The sequence below is a fragment of the Stakelama portus genome, from assembly GCF_003171655.1.
Lineage (GTDB): Bacteria > Pseudomonadota > Alphaproteobacteria > Sphingomonadales > Sphingomonadaceae > Sphingomonas > Sphingomonas portus.
Window position 1 is genome coordinate 563580 of the sequence record NZ_QFZL01000002.1, and the last position, 14739, is coordinate 578318.

Annotated in this window: 16 protein-coding genes and 1 tRNA gene; 7 read left to right on the plus strand and 10 right to left on the minus strand. The window is 64.2% G+C overall.

Annotation, left to right across the window (positions count from 1 at the left end; translation table 11 throughout):
* Nucleotide 1: 1 nt before the first annotated feature.
* On the minus strand, nt 2–934 hold the full coding sequence (locus tag DKB74_RS07965; protein WP_109807572.1) for a hypothetical protein: 933 nt from the start codon (nt 932–934) through the stop codon (nt 2–4).
* Nucleotides 931–2169 (minus strand): TIGR04063 family PEP-CTERM/XrtA system glycosyltransferase, encoded by a 1239-nt coding sequence (locus tag DKB74_RS07970; protein ID WP_109807573.1) that lies wholly within the window; start codon nt 2167–2169, stop codon nt 931–933. The genes DKB74_RS07965 and DKB74_RS07970 overlap by 4 nt, the downstream gene beginning before the upstream one ends.
* On the opposite strand from DKB74_RS07970, the gene DKB74_RS18820 reads away from it, so the two are divergent.
* The 3 genes from DKB74_RS18820 to DKB74_RS07980 are packed head-to-tail and all read left to right on the plus strand — an operon-like array spanning nt 2168 to nt 4888.
* The gene (locus tag DKB74_RS18820; RefSeq protein WP_145960927.1) at nt 2168–2437 is read left to right on the plus strand and encodes a hypothetical protein; all 270 of its coding nucleotides are present in this window, start codon (nt 2168–2170) and stop codon (nt 2435–2437) included. The two genes, DKB74_RS07970 and DKB74_RS18820, sit on opposite strands and share 2 nt — an antisense overlap.
* Nucleotides 2430–3794, plus strand: coding sequence for a putative O-glycosylation ligase, exosortase A system-associated (locus tag DKB74_RS07975; RefSeq protein ID WP_109807574.1), 1365 nt, complete (start codon nt 2430–2432; stop codon nt 3792–3794). Before DKB74_RS18820 ends, DKB74_RS07975 begins: the two co-directional genes overlap by 8 nt.
* Nucleotides 3791–4888, plus strand: coding sequence for an acyltransferase family protein (locus tag DKB74_RS07980; protein ID WP_109807710.1), 1098 nt, complete (start codon nt 3791–3793; stop codon nt 4886–4888). Before DKB74_RS07975 ends, DKB74_RS07980 begins: the two co-directional genes overlap by 4 nt.
* Before the next feature lie 4 nt (nt 4889–4892).
* On the opposite strand, the gene DKB74_RS07985 is transcribed toward DKB74_RS07980, so the two are convergent.
* Nucleotides 4893–5450, minus strand: coding sequence for a type 1 glutamine amidotransferase domain-containing protein (locus tag DKB74_RS07985; protein WP_109807575.1), 558 nt, complete (start codon nt 5448–5450; stop codon nt 4893–4895).
* 117 nt (nt 5451–5567) lie between these two features.
* On the opposite strand from DKB74_RS07985, the gene DKB74_RS07990 reads away from it, so the two are divergent.
* Nucleotides 5568–6587: a DNA topoisomerase IB gene (locus tag DKB74_RS07990; RefSeq protein WP_109807576.1), complete on the plus strand. Its 1020-nt coding sequence runs from the start codon at nt 5568–5570 to the stop codon at nt 6585–6587.
* An 11-nt stretch (nt 6588–6598) separates the two neighbouring features.
* Nucleotides 6599–7810, plus strand: coding sequence for a mechanosensitive ion channel family protein (locus DKB74_RS07995; RefSeq protein WP_109807577.1), 1212 nt, complete (start codon nt 6599–6601; stop codon nt 7808–7810).
* A 46-nt stretch (nt 7811–7856) separates the two neighbouring features.
* Here the strand turns inward: DKB74_RS07995 and DKB74_RS08000 are convergent, their stop codons facing one another.
* Together DKB74_RS08000 and DKB74_RS08005 are read right to left on the minus strand one after the other, a co-directional pair.
* Nucleotides 7857–8783: a DUF2167 domain-containing protein gene (locus DKB74_RS08000; RefSeq protein WP_109807578.1), complete on the minus strand. Its 927-nt coding sequence runs from the start codon at nt 8781–8783 to the stop codon at nt 7857–7859.
* Between the two features lie 96 nt (nt 8784–8879).
* On the minus strand, nt 8880–9386 hold the full coding sequence (locus DKB74_RS08005; RefSeq protein ID WP_239987424.1) for a hypothetical protein: 507 nt from the start codon (nt 9384–9386) through the stop codon (nt 8880–8882).
* 84 nt (nt 9387–9470) lie between these two features.
* Here DKB74_RS08005 and DKB74_RS08010 point away from each other — a divergent pair, with 84 nt between their 5' ends.
* Nucleotides 9471–10091, plus strand: a complete 621-nt coding sequence (locus DKB74_RS08010) for a TetR/AcrR family transcriptional regulator (RefSeq protein WP_109807580.1) — start codon at nt 9471–9473, stop codon at nt 10089–10091.
* 65 nt (nt 10092–10156) lie between these two features.
* On the opposite strand, the gene DKB74_RS08015 is transcribed toward DKB74_RS08010, so the two are convergent.
* Together DKB74_RS08015 and cpdR are read right to left on the minus strand one after the other, a co-directional pair.
* A tRNA-Val gene (locus DKB74_RS08015) sits at nt 10157–10231 on the minus strand.
* A gap of 62 nt (nt 10232–10293) precedes the next feature.
* The gene (cpdR, locus tag DKB74_RS08020) at nt 10294–10671 is read right to left on the minus strand and encodes a cell cycle two-component system response regulator CpdR (protein ID WP_109807581.1); all 378 of its coding nucleotides are present in this window, start codon (nt 10669–10671) and stop codon (nt 10294–10296) included.
* 108 nt (nt 10672–10779) lie between these two features.
* On the opposite strand from cpdR, the gene DKB74_RS08025 reads away from it, so the two are divergent.
* Nucleotides 10780–11625 (plus strand): N-formylglutamate amidohydrolase, encoded by an 846-nt coding sequence (locus DKB74_RS08025; protein WP_109807582.1) that lies wholly within the window; start codon nt 10780–10782, stop codon nt 11623–11625.
* Nucleotides 11626–11822: 197 nt separating this feature from the next.
* On the opposite strand, the gene DKB74_RS08030 is transcribed toward DKB74_RS08025, so the two are convergent.
* Genes DKB74_RS08030 through DKB74_RS08040 form a run of 3 tightly spaced genes read right to left on the minus strand, consistent with a single transcriptional unit; the run spans nt 11823 to nt 14625 of the window.
* Nucleotides 11823–12353, minus strand: a complete 531-nt coding sequence (locus tag DKB74_RS08030) for a cytochrome b (RefSeq protein ID WP_109807583.1) — start codon at nt 12351–12353, stop codon at nt 11823–11825.
* 10 nt (nt 12354–12363) lie between these two features.
* A complete protein-coding gene (locus DKB74_RS08035; RefSeq protein WP_109807711.1) occupies nt 12364–13146 on the minus strand; it encodes a SapC family protein in 783 nt (260 codons plus the stop codon).
* A gap of 30 nt (nt 13147–13176) precedes the next feature.
* Nucleotides 13177–14625, minus strand: a complete 1449-nt coding sequence (locus DKB74_RS08040) for an FAD-binding oxidoreductase (protein WP_109807584.1) — start codon at nt 14623–14625, stop codon at nt 13177–13179.
* Between the last annotated feature and the right edge of the window lie 114 nt (nt 14626–14739).

A 14739-nucleotide genomic window follows, 5' to 3' on the forward strand; every position in this document is an offset into this window, starting at 1 on the left:
GTCAGGCGCGGCGCGCGAGGTTGCGCAGCGTAATCAGCGCTTCCTGAAGCCCATGTTCGGGATCGCCCGGCGCGGCGCTGTCATTGGCGCTGGCCAGGCCGCGCTTCGCCACGCCCTTTTCGAGACGTTCGAGCAGCGCGTGGATCGACGCGTCGGTTTCCGGATCGGTGATCGCATGTTCGGGCGGCGCGGGCGCAGGCACCGAAGGCGGCGGCGCGGCAGCGCGGACATGCGGCGTGAGTTCGAAGGTTTCGAAGCGTTCGCTCGGTTCGAACACTGCCGGACGCGCGGGACGGCGCAACGGCAATATGGGCGATGGCGGCGCGATCGGCGCTTCGCGAATCGCCCCGGGATCGAACCGTGCCATCGGCTGATCGAGATTTTGCGGCAGCGGCGCTTCGGCAGGCGCAGGGGGCACCGGCGCGTCCGGCGCGGCCACCGTCAGATCGAGTGTGTCGAGCGGCGGCAGCGGTTCGAGTTCGTCATCGACGACCGGTTCGGCAATCGCTTCCGCGACCGGTTCCTCGGACCCCTTGCGCAGCTTTGCCGTGACTTCGAGGAATGGCGTGCCGAGATCGCGATTGGCGCGCAGCGGCGGGCGCGGCGGCGCATCGGGATGCGCGTCGGCGCGACGCACGACGGGGCGCTCCTCGACTTCCGCATCGTCGGGTTTGGCGGCGCCGATCGCAATCGAGCGCGTACCGACCAGCAGAAATGCAGCGAACCAGGCAAAGACAGCGACGAGGCCGCCGATACCGATCGCCAGGAGCAGCCGCGCGGTAAGCCCCAGCGGCGGTTCGGCCGCAGCAATCAGCGCGGGCAGCCCGCTTTCCATCACCAATTCGCCCAGCATCGGCGCCGGCACAAGCGCGACGCCTGCGGCGGCGGCAAGTCCCAATATGGCGGCGGACAGGGGGGCGATTGGCAGGTTCATGTCTTTACAGGGGAAGTTTGCGACCAGTTGGTTCCCATCGCCTCCCCTTTAGCAAGAATTTGGTAAACAGAATCATACCGGGCAACGTTCGTCGCCCAGTTTCGTTCGGTTTCGACATAGGCGCGGGCACGTGCGCGCCGCGCATCCCAGCCCTCGCGCGCTTCGAACAGTCCCGAAACCGACATGGCGAGCGCCGAAGGATTGTCCGCCGCGAACAATGTTCCGGTGTCGCCGTCGCGAATCAGTTCGCGATGGCCGCCGACGTCGGAGGCGGCGACCAGCCGGTTCTGCGCCATTGCCTCAAGCGGTTTGAGCGGCGTGACCAGATCGGTGAGCCGCATGCGCTTGCGCGGATATACCAGGACGTCGATCACGCTGTAATAATGTTCGACTTCGTCATGCGGCACGCGCCCGACGAAGCGGATATGCCCGGCGACGGGCGAAGCCTCTGCCTGGGCCCGCAGCGCCGCTTCGGCGGGGCCGCCGCCGACAAGGACGAGTTGGAGCTTCGGGCGGCGGCGGACCAGATCGGGCATCGCGTCGATCAGCACGTCGAGCCCTTCATAATCATAGAAGCTGCCGATGAAGCCGATCGTTTCCGCGTCGGCCAGGCCCAGCTTTCCGGCCAGCGCGCGGTCATAGGGCGCGGGCGTGCCGAACAGCGCCATATCGACGCCATTGGGCGACACCATGATCTTTTGCGGATCGATGCCGCGCGCGATCAGATCGTCGCGGAGCCCGTCGCAAATGACCGCGACCGCATCGGCGCGGCGCACCGCCCAGCTTTCGAGCAGGCGCGTGCCGCGATAGCGCAGCGATCCTTCGCGACCGGTGCCGTTGCCGACCGCCGCATCTTCCCAGAACGCGCGGATTTCATAAAGCAGCGGCAGGCCCAGCCGGCGTGCCGCGCGGCGCGCCGACAGCGCGTCGAGCACCGGCGAATGGGCGTGGAGAATATCGGGCTGATAATGGCGCGCGACCTGTTCGATCCGGCGCGAAAAAGTGGCGATTTCGCCCAGTTCGCGCGGCGGAAATGCGCCCGGCCGCTCGGTCGTGCGGAAAAAACGCAGGCCATCGACCATTTCCTCGGCCACATTCACCGGCCCCTGTCGGGGCCCGGTTACCGCCGCCACATCCCAGCCGCGCGCGCGCTGCGCCTTCAGAATCGCGCGGGTGCGAAAGGCATAGCCGCTGTGCAGGGGCAATCCGTGATCGAGAATGTGCAGAATCCGCATGGATGGGGATCTGCCACGACAGCCCTTAACGGCACGTCAACCGCGTGCGCCTAAACCCGCAGGCGAAGCAGCAACCACGCGCCGGGCGGACACCGCAACGATGATCGACAATTTATCGCTCGCCATATCGCATGGTCTGATGCTGCTGGCGGCGTTCCTGCTGCTCAAACGCCCCGACCTCGACGTGGAGGATGACGGAAAGGACGGCGTCAAGATCGCCGCGGAAAAACGCCGCAAGCTCCTGCGAAAGGGGCGCGAACGTGCGTGATCTTGTCTTCATTGCGTTCCTCGGCGCGTTTTTCGCGCTGGGGTTTCGCAAGCCTTTCCTGTTCGTGCTGACCTATGTCTATATCGACGTGGTTTCGCCGCAACGGCTGACCTATCTGCTGCTCAACAGCGTGCCGATTTCGATGATCGCGGTCGGATTGTCGGTGCTCGGCTGGCTGGCGATCGACGACAAGCGCAACATGCGGATCGCGCCGCGACAGGGGCTGATGCTGCTGCTGCTGGTCTATTGCGCCTACACCACACATTATGCGGATTTTCCGATCGAGGCGCAGGACAAATGGGAATGGGTGTGGAAGGCGCTGGCCTTTGCGATCTTCCTGCCGCTGACGCTGCGCACCAAGCTGCGGATCGAGGCGCTGCTGCTGTTCATGATATTGTCGGCATCGTCGATCATCATCACCGGCGGCATCAAGACGGCGCTGGGCGGCGGCGGCTATGGCGAACTCAATCTGATGGTCGACAATAATTCGGGCCTGTACGAAGGTTCGACCATCTCGACCGTCGCCATCGCGATCATCCCGCTGGTGCTGTGGTTTTCGAAATTCGGCACGATCTTCAAGCCCGATCGGCTGGTGCGGCTATTCTGCTATTGCCTGTGCTTTGCCTGTCTGTTGATCCCGGTCGGCACGTCGACGCGAACCGGGCTGCTGTGCATCGCGCTGCTCGGCGTGCTGATGCTGCGCGATGCGAAGAACCCGCTCCTCTATATCGGCGGTGCGGCGATGCTGGGCGTTGTCGCCCTGCCCTTTCTCCCTTCGGCGTTTACCCAGCGGATGGAGACGATCCAGTCGTACAAACAGGATGAGTCCGCATCGACCCGGCTGGCGGTGTGGAAGTGGACGATCGAATATGCGAAGGATCACCCGCTGGGCGGCGGGTTCGAAGCCTATCGCCAGAACCGGATCCGGTACGACATCGTGTCGGCCGAAGGCATGTCGAACAACGCCAAGCTGGACGTGAAAGTCGCGATCGATCAGGGCCGCGCCTATCACAGCGCCTATTTCGAAATGCTGGGCGAACAGGGCTATCCGGGGCTGCTGATGTGGCTGATCCTGCAGATCGGCGGGCTGTTCCGCATGGAAGTGCTGCGGCGGCGATATCGCCATTCGGACGAGCAATGGGCGTGGGTATCGCCGCTCGCCACCGCGCTTCAGCACGGGCATATCGTCTATCTGCTCGGCGCCTGTTTCGTCGGCATCGCGTTCCAGCCGTTCATGTTCATGCTGATCGGGGCGCAGATCGGGCTCGACACCTATTGCGCGCGCAAACGCGCCGAGAGTTCGTGGCGGCCGATCCGGCGCAAGCACGGCCCGCCGCCGGAGCCGGCGACCGCATGAGCAGCCAGTCCGAGCTTCGCGCACTGACGTCGGTGCGCGGCATCGCGGCGATTCTGGTCGTGTTCTATCACATCCGCCTGTCGATCGCCGGCCTGCCCGAAGCAGCGCTGGACCTGTTCGCCAAGGGGTATCTGGCGGTCGATTTCTTCTTTCTGCTGTCGGGGTTCGTCATCTGGCTGAGCTATGCCCCGCGATTGCGTGAAGGCGGGCTGGCGGCGATCCCCCGATTTCTGAAGCGCCGGATCGCGCGGATCTGGCCGCTGCACCTGTTCGTGCTGGGATGCGGCGTCGCGCTTGCGTTGCTGCTCGCGGCGACGGGACGGCATGATGCGCGCGAATTTCCGTTCGCCGAACTGCCGCTGCATATCCTGTTGATTCAGAATTGGGGATTTACCGACGCGCTGACCTGGAACGACCCGTCCTGGTCGATTTCGGCGGAAATGGGCGCCTATCTGGCGTTTCCGCTGTTCGCGATGGCGATCGACTGGCGCCGCGTGCCGAGCTGGGCAGTGGTCGCGGCCATGGTCGCACTGGCGCTGGTGCTCGCATCGATCCTGACATTCGGCGGAGCGACGACATTGGGGCAGGATATTCCCCGGTTCGGACTTGTCCGCTGCCTGATCGAATTCGCGATGGGCAATGCGACCTGTGCGCTGTGGCTGCGCTGGCGCGATCGGCCGGGCATCCCGGCTGTCGGCGCGGGGATGGTGGCGGCGCTTTGCTGTATCGGCTGGGCGGCGGGCCTTCCCGAAGCGCTGGCAGTGCCGTTGGCCTTTGCCGCGGCGCTGCTCGCGCTCGCGCTTACATCGGGCTTGCGCGGCAATCCGCTGGAGCTTGGCGTGCTCCATTGGCTGGGCGAGATCAGCTACGCCATCTATCTCGGCCATTTCCTGCTGTGGTACGCGTTCAAGCTCGCCTTTGTCAGCGACGTTTCCGCCGTGCCGCCGGGGCTGATCGCGCTGTATCTGGCGCTGGTGGTGGCGAGCAGCGCCTTTCTCTACCGCTGGGTCGAACTGCCCGCGCAACGCCGGATCAACGCCTTCGCCCCCCGCCGCCGGGATCGCCCGGCGGCAAAGGACGCGGCGCTGCGCTGACGCGTCACTCGGCGGGTTCGACTGCCACTTGCTGAAGCGCGTCGATCACTGCCTTGTTGAAAGCCGGAATATCGTCCGGGTTGCGGCTGGTGATCAGATTGCCGTCGACCGCGACTTCGCGATCGACCACATCGCCCCCTGCATTGCGCAGGTCGGTGCGGACCGACGGCCAGCTGGTCACGGTCTTTCCCTTTACCACATCGGCTTCGACGAGCAGCCAGGGGCCGTGACAGATCGCGGCGATCGTCTTTCCATCGCGCGCGAATTCGCGGACGATTTCCACCGCGCGATCCTGCATCCGCAGCGTATCGGGGTTCATCACTCCGCCGGGCAGGACCAGCGCATCGAAGCTGCCGGTATCGACGGCGTCGATCGTGGTGTCGGGGGTGATCGTATCGCCCTTCTTGTCATGCTGCATCCCCTGAATGGGATCGGTCTTGAGCGAGGCGAGCGTGACCTGGACGCCGGCATCGAGCAGCGCCTGGCGCGGTTCGAAGAGTTCGGACTGTTCGAACCCGTCGGTCGCGACGATCAGGACGCGGGTGTGGGACAGATCGGCCATGGCGGAATAGCTCCTTGTTTTGTTTGGGATATGCCCCAACAAAGCATGAGACGGCGCGCAGGTTCCGGAACGAAGCGGCGGATCGCGCATTGGGCACGACACCATAAAGAGAGATCCATGTCGCCCGCCCATCTCGTCTATGTCGACGATCAGCATCCCGGATATGCCCGGCGCAAAATGCGCCAAGGATGGGGCTATTGGGATGCGCGCGGCAAACGCGTTACCGACCGCGACGAGATCGAGCGGCTGAACGCCATCGGCCTGCCCCCCGCCTATCGCGACTGCTGGTTCTGCTGCGATCCGCGCGGCCATATTCAGGCGACCGGCCATGATGCGAAGGGGCGCAAGCAATATCGCTATCACCCCGATTATCGCGCCGCGCGCGAGGAAGCGAAATATGACCGCTGCGTTGCGTTCGGCGAGGCGTTGCCGCGTCTGCGCGCGCAGGTTGCCGCCGATCTGCGCAAACGCAGCCATTGCCGCAGCAAGGCCATCGCCGCCGTCGTCCGCCTGCTCGATCTGGGCAAGCTGCGCGTCGGCAATGAAGGCTATGTGCGCGCGAATGACAGCTATGGCGCCACCACGCTGCGCAAACATCATGCGGACGTGACGGGGCGACGGCTCCAGCTAGAATTCCGGGCCAAATCGGGCAAGATGCGGACAGTGAGCATCACCGACGCGACACTCACCAATTTCGCCAAACGGTGTCAGGATCTGCCCGGCCAGCATCTGTTCGGCTGGCTGGACGAAGAGGGCATAGCGCATCCGGTCACGTCGACCGACGTCAACGCCTATATCCACGACGCGATGGGCGAGGATTTCACGGCCAAGCATTTCCGGACCTGGGGTGCCAGCGCGATTGCGTTTCGTGCGCTGGCCGATGCCGCGGCACCGATCACGCTCAAGGAAATGCTCGAGCCGGTGACGGCCGCGCTGGGCAACACGCCGGCGATCGCGCGCAAATCCTATGTCCATCCCGCACTGATCGAAGTGACCAAAAGCAAGGCGGCACAGGCGGGTGCGTTCGGTAATTTGCATCTGCCCCGCACGACCCGCTATCTCAGCCGGCACGAACGCGGTCTGATCGCGTTCCTCAATGGGGCGCAAGCCGCCCCTTCCCTTCCCCAAGCAGCCTGACGCAGGATTTGATGAGCAACAATCAGGCGGCCGAAGCCGCAGCCACACGTTTCTCGCCCGATCAACTGAACGCCAACGCCCAGGAACTGGCGGTGAGCAGCGTGGCATGGCTGCGCGGCCACTGGCTGGACGTGGTGATCGCATTCGCCGCTGCGGTAGTTATCGTCATACTGCTCCATGCCGTGCGCGCATGGGGCATGAAGCTGTGCAAGAAGACGCCGGGCATCACCGGCTGGGGATCGATCATCGGCCGCGCGGTTGCGCGCACGGGCAATTTCTTCATCATCATGGTCGCCGCCAAACTGGTGATCGGATATGCATCGGCGCCGCCGCTGCTCGAACAGACCGTGAAGTTCCTGTTCACGATCGCGGCAGTGTTTCAGGGCGCGGTCTGGGCGCGCGAAATCATCCTCGGCTTTATCGAAAAGCGCACCGAGGCGGATAATTATCACGGCGAGACGCTGTCCAACGCAATCGGCCTGATTCGCGTGCTGGTGACGGTGGCGCTGTTTTCGATCGCACTGATCGTCGTGCTGTCCAACCTGGGGGTCAATGTCACCGGCCTGGTCGCGGGTCTGGGCGTCGGCGGCATCGCCATCGGCCTGGCCGCGCAGGGGATTTTCGCCGACCTGTTCGCGGCGCTTTCGATCATTTTCGACAAGCCGTTCCGGCGCGGCGACAGCGTATCCTATGACACGACCAGCGGCACGATCGACGCGATCGGCCTGAAATCGACACGCATCCGCGCCTTTACCGGCGAGGAGCTGATCATTTCGAACCGCAACCTGCTCGACAAGGAAATCACCAACAACACGCTGCGCACGCACCGGCGCGGCGCGCTGGCGATCGGCGTCACCTATCAGACGGCGCCCGAAGTCTGCACGAAGATCCCCGAGATTCTAAAGGAGATCGTCGAAGCCAATGAATGCGATTTCGTCCGCTGCGGCTTTACCGGTTTCGGTGCTTCAAGCCTCGATTTCGAGCTGTTGTTCGACAGCCAGGGCCCCGATTATGCGCAATTCTATGCCCGTCGCACGGCGATCGGCATCGCGATCCTGAGCAAGTTCAACGCCGAGGGTATCGAAATCGCCTATCCGACCCAGACCACCTTTACCGCCGACCCCGACGGCAAGATGATCATGCCCTATCCGCAGGTTCAGCCCGTCGTCGGCGTGGACGGCACGCATATGGTGAAGGACGCGCCGGAGAACGGCGGAAAGTGAGGCTTTCCGCCGCCGGATCGTTCAGACCGCCTGCGCAGCGAAGCGATCAATACTCTTCTTCCTTGCGGCCGAACAGGTTGCGGACGAAGGCGAAAGCGGCGCCGCCAAAGGCGATCAGGCCGATGATGATGATCTTGCCGAATTTGAGCAGCAGCGCGAAAATGCCCATTTTCTGCGCCACGGCGACGGCCGCGCCGCCCGCGACCAGCCCCGACAGTCCATAGCCGGCGTCCTTGTCGCTGCCCGCGACGAAATCGCCATAGCGCCAGCCGGATTCGAATTCGGCCGCACGCCCGAACATGGCGGCGGCGCTGCCGACATCGGCAAGCGCATCCATGGTCGATACCATGTTGAGGCTGAGCGTGCCGGTGCGCCCGAGCAGGCGAACGTCATAGTTGAGGCTGTTCACCTGCTGATCCGATAGCGCAAATTCCTTTGCCCAGATCAGCGCATGGCGGGCCTTGTCATAGGAAGGCGGCTGCGCCCAGCCGATCAGGTTCATGGTCGGATAGCCTGCCTCGCGCCGCGCGGCATTGTCGGCGGCATCGCCCTTCTGCATCTCGGCAAGGACCTTGGCATAATCTTCATGTTCGGCATTGGCGTCGGAGATGTGGCCGGTAGCGTCATAGCTGATCACCGCGCCCCAGACATTGTCGAAGATCGTCGCGTCCTTTTCGAACACCATGCCGAGCACGTTCGACACCGCAGAGGGCGGATTGTCCCAGACATCGACCAGCACCTTCTTCGCTTCATCGGCGGAGAGATAATAATAATCCTCGCCCAGATGCAGCACGGCATGCGCGGCGGGAATCGTGATGTCGCCGGTCTGCGGATGCAGGCTCTTTTCGATTTCGAGCAGTTCCGGGGCGATACCGCCCGATTCGACCGACGCCGTTTCCTGCGCCGCAACCGGCGTCACACCGGCACCAAGAAGCGCGAGCGCGCCAAGCGCGCCCAATATAGAATTCCGCATGCCCCAATTCCCCCCGGAACCTGATTCGTCCGCAGGGAATGGGGCGGGAATTCTTCCTTCGGTCAAGAAATTATTGCAGCGACTATGCCGGCGCAGCTATTGCGCGAGCGCCTGTCCCGCCATCGCGGCGAGCATCGCCTGCCAGCCTGCGACGGTCATCGTGGCGCGATATTCGGCCTGCATTTCCGGGGTCAGGATTTCGACCATACGCGTGCCCTCAAGCCAGAGTTCGAGCACACCGAACGCACCGCCGCGCTTGCAATATTTGACCGGCCAGCCTTCGCGCGCGGCGATTGCGAGCACTTGCCCGACGTTCATGTCGGTCGCCATCGCGAAATGCGTCGACGATTTCCGGCCATTGGCACCGATCTCGCCAAAGGCATCGGCATCGCCCTCTGCGGCGACCAGTTCGGTACCACGCGGATAGACTTCCACCGTGGTGTTTCGATCATCGCCGGCAAAAGCGACCCAGCTGCCCGCGATCACCGGCGGAAAGGGCGTGGCGGTGCCGCCCCAGAGTTCGGCGATCACTTCGGCAACGTGCTGCGGATCATCGGCATCGATCGACAGGTGGAACAACATGGCAGGGTCTTTCCGAATCAATGTGTGTTGCTGTAACAATACGCATGACACAATTTGTGTCAACGGGATTTGACACAAATTGTGCCGCCTGCCACCTGACCGCGCATGACGCGTAAATTCCTGCTTGAAGACCCTGCGAAACCGCAGCGCACCTCCCACAACAAGGCTACCGGCGAACGGATCGAAGATGCGCTGCTGGCGCTGACCGCCGAAGCCGCCGTGATCAATCACGACGCCGTCGCCGAACGCGCGGGCGTGTCGCGCCGAACCGTCTATCGCTATTTTCCCGATCAGGACGCACTGCGCGCCGCCATCTGGCGCAGGATGAGCCCGCCGGGCGGCATGCCGACCACGCTCGACGCGCTGCTCGACGGCATGGCCGAACGCTTTCGCAAATTCGACCAGCATGAAGCGGCGATGACCGTGATGATGGCAAGCGCGGAGGGCCGCGCCGCGCGCAACCTGATGAAGCCCGATCGCATCGCGGCGTTTCGCGGCATGCTGTCCGAAGCCACTGCCTATCTTCCCGAACCGGACCGGCGATGGGCGATCGCGGCGATCCAGTTGATCGGCAGCGGCTTTGCCTGGCGCGAAATGCGCGACCAGTGGGACATGAAGGGCGACGACATCGCCGTCGCGGCACGCTGGGCGATCGAAACGCTGCTCGCCGATCTGGCGCGGCGCGGCAGCCGGCCGCTGTCCGACGGGCCCGTTGCGCCCAGCTGAATTGCGTCGGCGTCTGAATCAAAAAAGGCCCGCCGATCCGATCCGGAACGGCGGGCCTTTTGAAATGGTGGGCGTGGCAAGGATTGAACTTGCGACCCCTGCGATGTCAACACAGTGCTCTACCACTGAGCTACACGCCCCCGAGAGCCGCGCGCTTTAACGAGTGCTTTGCGCCGGTGCAAGCGAAAGCGACGGCAAAAATTCAGTTCCTGCTGGGCACGCTCTCGGCTTCAAACATCCGGTCGACTTCGAGCACCAGATCGCGCAGGTGAAACGGCTTGGAAAGCACGCGCGCCTGCGGCACCTGTTTCCCCGCCTTCAGCGTTACCGCCGCGAAGCCGGTGATGAACATCACCCGCATGTCCGGTGCCAGATCGGCGGCGCGCTGGGCGAGTTCGATCCCGTCCATTTCGGGCATGACGATATCGCTGAGCAGCAGGTCGAATCGCTCCTGTTCGAGGAGCGGCAGCGCGGCCGTACCGCGATCGACGGCCGAGACGGCATATCCCGACCGCTCGAGCGCGCGGGTCAGATATTCGCGCATCACGCGATCATCCTCTGCCAGCAATATCTTGATCATCCTCACCCCGAAGCCGAAATCCCCGGTACAATATGCGGGAAGGGCTTAACATTTTCCAGCCATGTACGGCGATGCTTGTCCGTCGCCTGTCCCGGTTATACGCATCCCATGGTGAACGAACCTGCGTCCTTCGAACGATATGGCCCCGCCGAGCCGGACAGCCCCATCCTGCTGTCGGTGCCGCATGCGGGGCGCGACTATCCGCTCGCACTGCGCACGGCGATCCGGGTGCCGCTCGAATCGCTGCGCGCGCTTGAGGACCGCCATGTCGATTCGATCGCGCTGGCTGCCCGGCGTGACGAAACGCTGATCGTCGCGCGGCGCGCGCGTGCGTGGATCGACCTTAACCGTGCAGAGGACGAACGCGACCCGCGACTCGACGATGGCGCGCGCGGCATCGGCCGCCCGCTATCGGCGAAGCTGCGCAGCGGATTGGGGCTGGTGCCGCGCCGGGCATCCAACAGCGATATCTGGCGGCGGCGGCTGTCGGACGAGGAAGTGCGCGCGCGGATCGCATCGGACCACCGCCCCTATCACCAGGCATTGTCACAGGCGCTGGAGGCGGCGCGGAACCGTTTCGGAGTGGCGGTACTGATCGACGTGCATTCGATGCCGCCGCTGGGCCCGGTCGCCGAAGCGCCGAGACTCGTTTTCGGGGACCGTTTCGGCAAATCGGCCGGGTCGCGCATGGTGTCGCGGCTGGAGGGCGTCGCGCGCGCCCATGATATCGCCAGTGCCGTCAACAGCCCCTATCCGGGCGGGCATATCCTGAACCGCCATGGCGATCCGCGACGCGGCGTTCATGCCATCCAGATCGAAATCGATCGCACGCTGTATCTGGACGGTCAGCTCGACCAGCCCGGACCGGGAGCGTCCCGTATCAGCGCCATGTTGCGCGCGATGATCGATGCGATCGGCGACGAAATCGCGCCCCGCGCGCTGGCCGCCGAATAAAAAACCACCTCGCGCAAGCTGCGCGAGGTGGCCAAGGTTCAGGGAGGAGACACGCCCGGAGGCGTGCCGCACGTACTCGCGAAAGGGGGAACACGAGCCCGTACCCAAGCAATATAGGTCAGTGTGCAGAGCGCTTCAAGACGTTCAAGTGCACGCGCAAATATTTGTTCTGCAAGATGAATATTTGTTCAGCTTGCTTAGCGGAGCATGCGCGTCAGCACCCGGTCGCGCAGGATGAAATGGTGCCGCAGCGCCGCTGCGATGTGGATGACGACCAGCGCCGCCATCAACAGCCCGAGGATTTCATGCGCTTCGTGCGAGAACCCGGCAATCGCCTTGCCGGTCGGCAGAATCGGGAAATCGAACAGGCCGAACCAGCTGATCGGGCGCGGCCGCTCCGGATTGGACGACATCGCCCAGCCAGTAAGCGGCAGCAGCACGATCAGGGCATAGAGCAGCACGTGCATCGATTTTGCCGCCATCTTCTCCCATGACGGAAGTTCGGGCGGCAGCGCCGGACCACGATGCCCCAGCCGCCAGAACAACCTGCCGATGCTGAGGATCAGGACGGTCATGCCCACCGATTTGTGAATGGGCATGACCTGGCGCGGGTCGAACAATGATTCGTGGAACAACCCGATGATCACATTGACGATCACCAGCACGGCGATCACCCAGTGAAACGAAATCGCTACCCGGTCGTAACGGTCACTATCGGTGGTCGCCATTGCCGTTCCTTCAGTTTGCGGGCTGCTGCATCGTCGGCTGCGGCGATTTGCCGAGCGACACCTGGCGGCCGAAGATTTCACGCATCAGCGTCAGCGAGAAGAGATGCGCATAGATCAGCGGGAGCATGCCGTTCTGCACGATCTTGCGAAGCTGATCGCCGCGCAGTTCGTTGAGCTTGCTTTCGTCGACCATCCGGAAACCGCGATAGATGAAGGGCTGCGGCGCGCCGTCGGGCTGAATCGAAACTTCGCCGTCCATCAGGATGCCGAGTTCGTTCAGTTCCTTCATGAACTGGCCGGTACGCTGACCCGCCTGTTCGAACTGTTCGTTGAACGACAGCACCGACTTGGTCACCTCGCTCGGCTGACCTTCGTCGAACAGCTTTTCGCCATCCTCGAACGCACCGATCGTGTCCGTGCTGGGATCGAAGCAGAGCGACAGTTCCTCGCTGTCCGGACGCAGCCGGGCGAGCATGAACGGATAGCGGCGGATATAGGCCGGGATATAGAGCTGCTTTTCGGTCAGCGTGCCTTCATCGTCGAAGAAGACATTGACGCCGTCGTTCAGGCCCATCAGCGCCAGCGGCACCGAATTGTCGCCCGCCGAAAAGACGATCGGCATGTGCCGCTGGACCAGCGGAAACTCCTCGACGGTCACCGGGATGGCGTGCTGGCCAACGACGAACGGCGCGCGATCGCTGCGGCGGACGCGGAAATCGGCATGTTCCTGGCTCGAAAGCGGAGCGAGGTCCTTGTAGAAAAGCGGAAGCGACTGCGTGGGCGCGGTGGCCATCATTATCTCCTGAAAGGCGTTTGCCGCTGTCTATGGCGCGGTGCGCGCGGGCGCAAGCGTCACAAGCTTGCCCGGATTGAAGATTCCGTCCGGATCGAGGGCAGACTTGATCGCGCGCAGCGCGGCCATGCGCGCGGGGGGCGACAGCCGCTCGAGTTCCGCGCGTTTCATCTGGCCGATACCATGTTCGGCGGAGATCGATCCGCCGGCGGCGACGACCAGATCGTGGACGAATCGCGTGATTTCGGGCGCATCGGTGGCGTACCAGCGATTCGGATCGGCGCCCGCCGGGGCGCGGACATGGAAATGGACATTGCCGTCGCCCAGATGCCCGAACGCCGTTGCATGCGTGCCGGGAAAACGCTGTTCCGCTGCGCTCGCCGCGTCGATCATGAAGCGCGGCATGTCCGCGACCGGGACGGAGATATCGTGCTGCACCGCCGGACCCGCAGACCGCTCCGCCTCCGACAGCGAATCGCGCAGCCGCCAGAACGCCTCTGCCTGCGCTTCGCTCGCGGCGATCACCGCGTCCTGAACCAGCCCCGATTCGAGCGCGTCGGCAAGCAGCCGCTCGAGCAGCTTTGCGGGAGGCTCCTCCCCAAGATCGCCGATCACCGCTTCGATCAGCACATGCCAGCGATGCGGGTCGGCGAGCGGCGCGCGCGTATCGGGGATATGGCCGAGCACCAGCGCCAGCGAATCGCCGGGAATGATCTCGAAACTTTCGATCGTCCGGGTACGCGCCTCCATCGCGCGCAACAGAGCGAGCGCGGCGACGGGGCTTTCGAGCCCGACCCACGCCACGGCCCGCGCAGCGACTGCGGGTACGAGCTTCAGGCTGGCGGCAGTGACGACGCCCAGCGTCCCTTCCGCACCGATCAGCAGCTGATTGAGGTCATATCCGCGATTGTCCTTGCGCAGCGCCGACAGGCCGTCATGGATCGACCCGTCGGGAAGCACTGCCTCCACCCCCGCGACCAGCGAGCGCATCGTGCCGAAGCGCAGCACCTGGGTGCCGCCGGCATTGGTGGATACCAGCCCGCCGATCGTGGCGCTGCCCCGCGCGCCCAGCGTGAGCGGGAAACGCCGCCCCTGTTCGAGCGCCGCGGCATGGAGATCGGCGAGGATCACTCCCGCCTCCGCCACCGCGAGCATATCCGGCGCCGAAAGCGCGCGGATGCGGTTCATCCGCCGCAGCGACAATATCAGCGCGGATCCGTCCGCAGGCGGCGTCGCGCCGCCGACCATCGATGTATTACCCCCCTGGGGCACCAGCGCGATGCGCGATTGCGCCGCCAGCGCGACGATCGCGGCGGCCTGATCGGTCGATGCGGGCGACAGGATCGCCGGCGCCGCCCCATGGAAACGGCCGCGCCAGTCGGTGGTCCAGGGCGCGATATCGTGCGGATCGGTCGTCACTGCCTTGTCGCCGAAGCGTTGGCGTATCGTTTCGACGAGCCGGGATTGATCGGGTGTCATGGTGGCGCGCCGATAGCATGCGGCATGCGATCGACGAAATTTCTACGGATTTCGGGGCGATTCAATGGGTGTCAGGTCGAGTCGCGCTTGACATCTCGGCCGGAATCCGCAAGC

Excerpts from the sequence above, each read along its gene's own strand:
- DKB74_RS18820 (WP_145960927.1), top strand. The coding sequence starts at position 2,168 with ATGGATGGGGATCTGCCACGACAGCCCTTAACGGCACGTCAACCGCGT.
- DKB74_RS08040 (WP_109807584.1), bottom strand. The coding sequence starts at position 14,625 with ATGACACCCGATCAATCCCGGCTCGTCGAAACGATACGCCAACGCTTC.
- DKB74_RS07965 (WP_109807572.1), bottom strand. The coding sequence starts at position 934 with ATGAACCTGCCAATCGCCCCCCTGTCCGCCGCCATATTGGGACTTGCC.
- DKB74_RS08025 (WP_109807582.1), top strand. The coding sequence starts at position 10,780 with ATGGTGAACGAACCTGCGTCCTTCGAACGATATGGCCCCGCCGAGCCG.
- DKB74_RS08000 (WP_109807578.1), bottom strand. The coding sequence starts at position 8,783 with ATGCGGAATTCTATATTGGGCGCGCTTGGCGCGCTCGCGCTTCTTGGT.
- DKB74_RS07970 (WP_109807573.1), bottom strand. The coding sequence starts at position 2,169 with ATGCGGATTCTGCACATTCTCGATCACGGATTGCCCCTGCACAGCGGC.
- DKB74_RS07995 (WP_109807577.1), top strand. The coding sequence starts at position 6,599 with ATGAGCAACAATCAGGCGGCCGAAGCCGCAGCCACACGTTTCTCGCCC.
- DKB74_RS08010 (WP_109807580.1), top strand. The coding sequence starts at position 9,471 with ATGACGCGTAAATTCCTGCTTGAAGACCCTGCGAAACCGCAGCGCACC.
- DKB74_RS08030 (WP_109807583.1), bottom strand. The coding sequence starts at position 12,353 with ATGGCGACCACCGATAGTGACCGTTACGACCGGGTAGCGATTTCGTTT.
- DKB74_RS08035 (WP_109807711.1), bottom strand. The coding sequence starts at position 13,146 with ATGGCCACCGCGCCCACGCAGTCGCTTCCGCTTTTCTACAAGGACCTC.
- cpdR (WP_109807581.1), bottom strand. The coding sequence starts at position 10,671 with ATGATCAAGATATTGCTGGCAGAGGATGATCGCGTGATGCGCGAATAT.
- DKB74_RS07990 (WP_109807576.1), top strand. The coding sequence starts at position 5,568 with ATGTCGCCCGCCCATCTCGTCTATGTCGACGATCAGCATCCCGGATAT.
- DKB74_RS07980 (WP_109807710.1), top strand. The coding sequence starts at position 3,791 with ATGAGCAGCCAGTCCGAGCTTCGCGCACTGACGTCGGTGCGCGGCATC.
- DKB74_RS07985 (WP_109807575.1), bottom strand. The coding sequence starts at position 5,450 with ATGGCCGATCTGTCCCACACCCGCGTCCTGATCGTCGCGACCGACGGG.